The sequence below is a fragment of the Hymenobacter agri genome, assembly GCF_054778495.1.
In genome coordinates, this window is the sequence record NZ_BAAGZM010000320.1 from 1 (window position 1) to 4,769 (window position 4,769).

Annotated in this window: 5 protein-coding genes; 2 read left to right on the forward strand and 3 right to left on the reverse strand. The window is 60.7% G+C overall.

The features are described from left to right. On the forward strand, positions 1–655 hold a 655-nt coding region (locus tag ACYVDE_RS14705), incomplete at its 5' end, for a hypothetical protein (protein WP_460502299.1). 174 nt (positions 656–829) lie between these two features. Here the strand turns inward: ACYVDE_RS14705 and ACYVDE_RS14710 are convergent. Beyond that, complete coding sequence (locus ACYVDE_RS14710) at positions 830–1,219, reverse strand: group III truncated hemoglobin (RefSeq protein ID WP_460502300.1); 390 nt, start codon at positions 1,217–1,219, stop codon at positions 830–832. A gap of 245 nt (positions 1,220–1,464) precedes the next feature. Between ACYVDE_RS14710 and ACYVDE_RS14715 the strand changes: the two genes are divergently transcribed. Beyond that, positions 1,465–3,615 (forward strand): glycoside hydrolase family 97 protein, encoded by a 2,151-nt coding sequence (locus tag ACYVDE_RS14715; protein ID WP_460502301.1) that lies wholly within the window; start codon positions 1,465–1,467, stop codon positions 3,613–3,615. Between the two features lie 187 nt (positions 3,616–3,802). Here ACYVDE_RS14715 and ACYVDE_RS14720 read toward each other — a convergent pair whose 3' ends face one another. Both ACYVDE_RS14720 and ACYVDE_RS14725 read right to left on the reverse strand, forming a co-directional pair. Beyond that, positions 3,803–4,324, reverse strand: a complete 522-nt coding sequence (locus ACYVDE_RS14720) for a hypothetical protein (protein ID WP_460502302.1) — start codon at positions 4,322–4,324, stop codon at positions 3,803–3,805. A 343-nt stretch (positions 4,325–4,667) separates the two neighbouring features. Next, on the reverse strand, positions 4,668–4,769 hold a 102-nt coding region (locus ACYVDE_RS14725; RefSeq protein WP_460502303.1), incomplete at its 5' end, for a DUF3037 domain-containing protein.

Genomic DNA, 4,769 nt, shown 5'->3' on the forward strand with positions numbered 1-4,769 from the left:
GGTGGCCCTGACGCTCGCGGCGGCGAAAATTCCGCTGCGCTTCCGGCGGCTGGCCGCGTACGGCCACCTCTACTACTGGCTGGCCGCCGGCACGGCCAGTCTGGTCTGCCTGCGCTACCTCAGCCCGGAGCAGCTCCTGCGCCCCGATTGGTGGGCCACTGCTACGGCCGTAGCGCTGCTCTTCGGGTACGTAGCAGTGGCGCTGCGAGCCAACCAGCTTGCTCATACCGGCCTCTCGCCGGCCTGGAACTGGCTGGGGCGCCCGCCCCGCCGCGTGCTCGAAGCCTGGCTGCTCTACCCGGCTTTCCTGGCCCTCACGCTGCTGCTGGTGCAATCCTTCGACCGCTCGCTGCTCACCGTGCTGCTGATGGTGGAAGTGGTGGCCGTGTTCAGCACCAGCCTGCTGCTGCGGCGGCAGGACCTGCGCTACCTCGCCCTGGCCGGCATGCTGGGCTCGCTGCTCCGGCTGGTGTTCTTCGACCTGAGCCGCAGCGGCACCATCACGCGGGCCTTCGTCTTCATCTTCATGGGCCTGCTGCTGCTGGGCATGAACGCGCTGTATGCCCGTTTCAAAGCCCGCTTTGTCCGGGAGGCTTCGGAGGAAGGCGACGCAGCACCCGCAATGCTGGCCGAGCCGGATGTTCAGGTTGAATAGCGGCCATGCAAGCAGTTCGCTACCGTTTTACGTTTTTCCCGCTGCCGGCCGTGCACACCTTAGTTGATTCAGAATTCCGGCTGATACCACGCAATGCAATCCATTGATTACAAAATAACCAATGCTTCGACCTCACGCAGCACGGCGGGCTTTTCGCCCTGCGTATTCCTCCGGCTACAGCACCGACAGCGAGCCCATCTCGCGCAGGCGCACTTCGAACAACTGGGCGATGGACTGGCCGCGCAACTTGGCCTGCTCGGCGGTGGGCCCGGCAAACAGTTCATCCACCGTTGCCAAAAACAGGGCTACCCAGCGCTGAAAGTGCGTGCCATTGATGGGCAGCGGAATGTGCTTGGGAAACGGACGGCCCAGGTAGCGGCTGGTGCCCAGCAGCAGCCCGCTCCAGAAATCGTACATGTTGGGCAGGTGCCTGGGCCAGTCGACTTGGGCGAAGCCGTTAAAGATGGGGTCGAGCAGGACATCCTGGTTTACTTTGGCGTAAAAGGAATCGACGAGAAGCCGCACGTCGGCTTCGGTAGTGATGTCAGAAAGAGGCGTAGACATAGGGGGAGGAGCACGAGCTTGGTAACCAACAGGGCAAGTGGCAACAGCGGGAGCTGCGTAATGATTTCGGCCGCGGCGTTAAATGACCGGAGGCCGGCCAGCGAATTCCAAAGTTGCTACCGGGGCGCTAGCCCGCGCCGCGTGGGAGCGGTTGCCACCACCTGCGACCTACTTTTGCACCTTATGCTGCGCCGCGCCTTTCGGGAACGGGCAAGCACTTTTCAGCCGATTTCCCCCGCTTTCGCATGCTTCTCAACTTCTTTTCACCGGTTCTTTTTTTCCTAAAGCACAGGCATTCGGTCCTGCTGCTCGCGGCCCTTGGCCTCGCCTGCCACGCGGCAGCGGCCCAAACTATCAAATCGCCCAACGGCCAGCTCGCGCTGCAGTTCGCGCTACAGGCCGATGGCGCGCCTACCTACCAGCTTACCTACAAGGGCCGCGCCGTCATCAAACCCAGCAAGCTGGGGCTGGAGCTGAAAAACGCGCCGGCCCTTACCAGCGGCTTTGCCGTGGCTGATTCGAAGCAGCGCAGCTTCGATGAAACCTGGCAGCCGGTGTGGGGCGAGGTGAAAACCATTCGCAACCACTACAACGAACTGGCCGTGACGCTGGCGCAGGCCGCCTCCGGCCGCAGTATTCGGGTGCGGTTTCGGGTGTTTGATGATGGGCTGGGCTTCCGCTACGAGTTTCCGCGCCAGCCCAAGCTCGACTACTTCACCATCAAGGAGGAGCGCACGCAGTTTGCGCTGGCCGGCGACCACAAGGCTTTCTGGCTGCCCGGCGACTACGACACGCAGGAATACAGCACCGTGACCTCGAAGCTCTCGGAAGTGCGCGGGCTGATGAAATCGGCCGTGACCGGCAACGCCTCGCAAACCACCTTCTCCCCCACCGGCGTGCAAACGCCACTGATGCTCAAGAGCCAGGACGGGCTGTACATCAACCTCCACGAGGCGGCGCTGCTTGACTACTCGTGCATGCACCTGGAGCTCGACGACAAGAACTTCGTGCTCGAATCGCACCTCACGCCCGACGCGGTGGGTGACAAAGGTCTGATTCAGACGCCGGCGCTCTCGCCCTGGCGCACGGTGATTGTGAGCGACCGGGCCGGCGACATTCTGGAATCGAAGCTGGTGCTGAACCTGAACGAGCCCACCAAGTTCAAGGACGTGAGCTGGATTAAGCCGGTGAAGTACGTAGGCGTGTGGTGGGAGATGATTACGGGCCGCAGCACGTGGTCGTACACCAACCAGGACAACATCAAGCTCGATTCCATCGACTACAAAACCGTGAAGCCTAACGGCACGCACGCCGCCAATACCGCCCACGTGAAGGAGTACATCGACTTCGCCGCCAAGCATGGCTTCGACGCGGTGCTGGTGGAAGGCTGGAACACCGGCTGGGAAGACTGGTTCGGCAAGCACAAGGACTACGTGTTCGACTTCGTGACGCCCTACCCCGATTTCAACGTGGCTGAATTGCAACAGTACGCGGCCGGCAAAAACGTCAAAATCATCATGCACCACGAAACCTCGGGCTCGGTGCGCAACTACGAGCGGCACCTCGATTCGGCCTTCGTGTTCATGAACAAGTACGGCTACAACGCCGTGAAAACCGGCTACGTGGGCGACATCGTGCCCTTGGGCCACCACCACTACGACCAGTGGGTGAACAACCACTACCAGTACGTGCTGGAAAAAGCAGCCGCGCACAAAATCATGGTGAACGGGCACGAGGCCGTGCGCCCCACCGGCCTGGCCCGCACCTACCCCAACCTGATTGGCAACGAGGCCGCCCGCGGCACCGAGTACGAAGCCTTCGGCGGCAGCAACCCCGACCACACCACCATCCTGCCCTTCACCCGCCTCATTGGCGGGCCGATGGACTACACGCCGGGCATTTTCCAGACCCAAATCAGCGCCATCAACCCGCAGAACAATTCGTTCGTGCACAGCACCCTGGTGCGCCAGATGGCCCTGTACGTCACCATGTACTCGCCCCTGCAGATGGCCGCCGACCTGCCCGAAAACTACAACAAGCACCTCGACGCCTTCCAGTTCATCAAGGACGTGGCCGTGGACTGGGACGACTCGCACGTGCTCGAAGCCGAGCCCGGCGACTATATCACCATCGCCCGTAAAGCCAAGGGCAAGAGCAGCTGGTTTATCGGCAGCACTTGCGACGAGAACGGCCGCACCTCCAACATCAATTTCGCCTTCCTCGACCCGGGCAAAAAGTACGTAGCCACCATCTACGCCGATGCTAAGGACGCGCACTATGAGAAGAACCCGCAGGCCTACACCATCCGCAAAATGTCGGTGACGCGTAAAAGCAAGCTGGCGCAATACTGCGCGCCGGGCGGCGGCTACGCCATCAGCGTGGTGGAGGCGCGGTAGCGGCATTACCGGGCGCGTGATGCGATAGTTGCGTTCCTTTTTCTGAGAAAGCTCCCTGCCAATTGGCGGGGAGATTTTTTTTATATACCAGTGTCTGGTATCGTCGATGAAATCTGTATTAATTTATTTAAATCACCGTTTGCGTGAACAGTTATTTGCCTGGGGAAGTGGGAGCGCAAAAGCCCACTCAAGGCAAGTCCGACAAGCGAGGGAAGAACTGGTCTCCTGCCGGGTGTTCATGCGTCTTGGTGACCGACAGAAAGGAGGGCGAGGTCTCCAGCCGCAGCTTGAGGTAGAGGCGCGAATCGCCGTCGCGTTCCACGTCGCCTTCGACCAGCATCCCGACGGCGATGCGCTGGCCGCTCGGCGTGTCGATGCTGGCAAAATAGCGGACTCCGCCCCACTGGTCGGCGGGCCAGGCGTGCAGAGACCAAGTGCCGCCCGTTAGGGCGCGCAGCACCTCGCCGCAGTAGGCAATGGCCCCGTCCACAAAGGCCCGGGGGAAGGGCTGCCGGGCCTCCTTGCCCGCCTTCAAGCGCGCGTCCAAGTGCTGTACACTCGCGAGCGTGTGGTCCAAAAACCCGTTGTCCGGGGCGAAGTAGCGGGACAAAAACAGGTGGTGCTCGTCCAAGCGCTGCAAGAAGTCTGGGGCACAGCCATCGGCGCGCAGTAGAATGGAACCATCAACTTGGGGAAACGCGGTGCTCATGGTGGAAGGGCTAGGTAAATGGCCGGGTGCTGGCCCGTAAGCAACGGCGCGAAGGGTCGGCACGCATGCACAACGATACACTCCTTTCGCTGAACTACTAGTAACTAGCCAAAAACGAGTGTCTCGCAAGAAACTGCAGTACCAGGCGAGTTTACAAAACCCGTTCACGAATCAACGTTTATAAAATGCCCAAAAGGAATGAGTTTCGTGAACACTCATATTTCCTTTTATTGCCCGAAAGCAAGCAGCGACGACTACACCTAGATTATCAGTTCAGGGCTGCTGTTCCATCCATTTAGTCGAATCCGCTCTGTTTCAAGTAATTTATTTTTCGAGCAGATAGCTAGCTCACTAACTCGTCAAACAGCCGCGCCAGCGTGACCGCGGCGTCGGCGGTGCGGCCGGGGTGCAAGGGCGAGCACTGCACCACCGTGCTGCGCGTGGC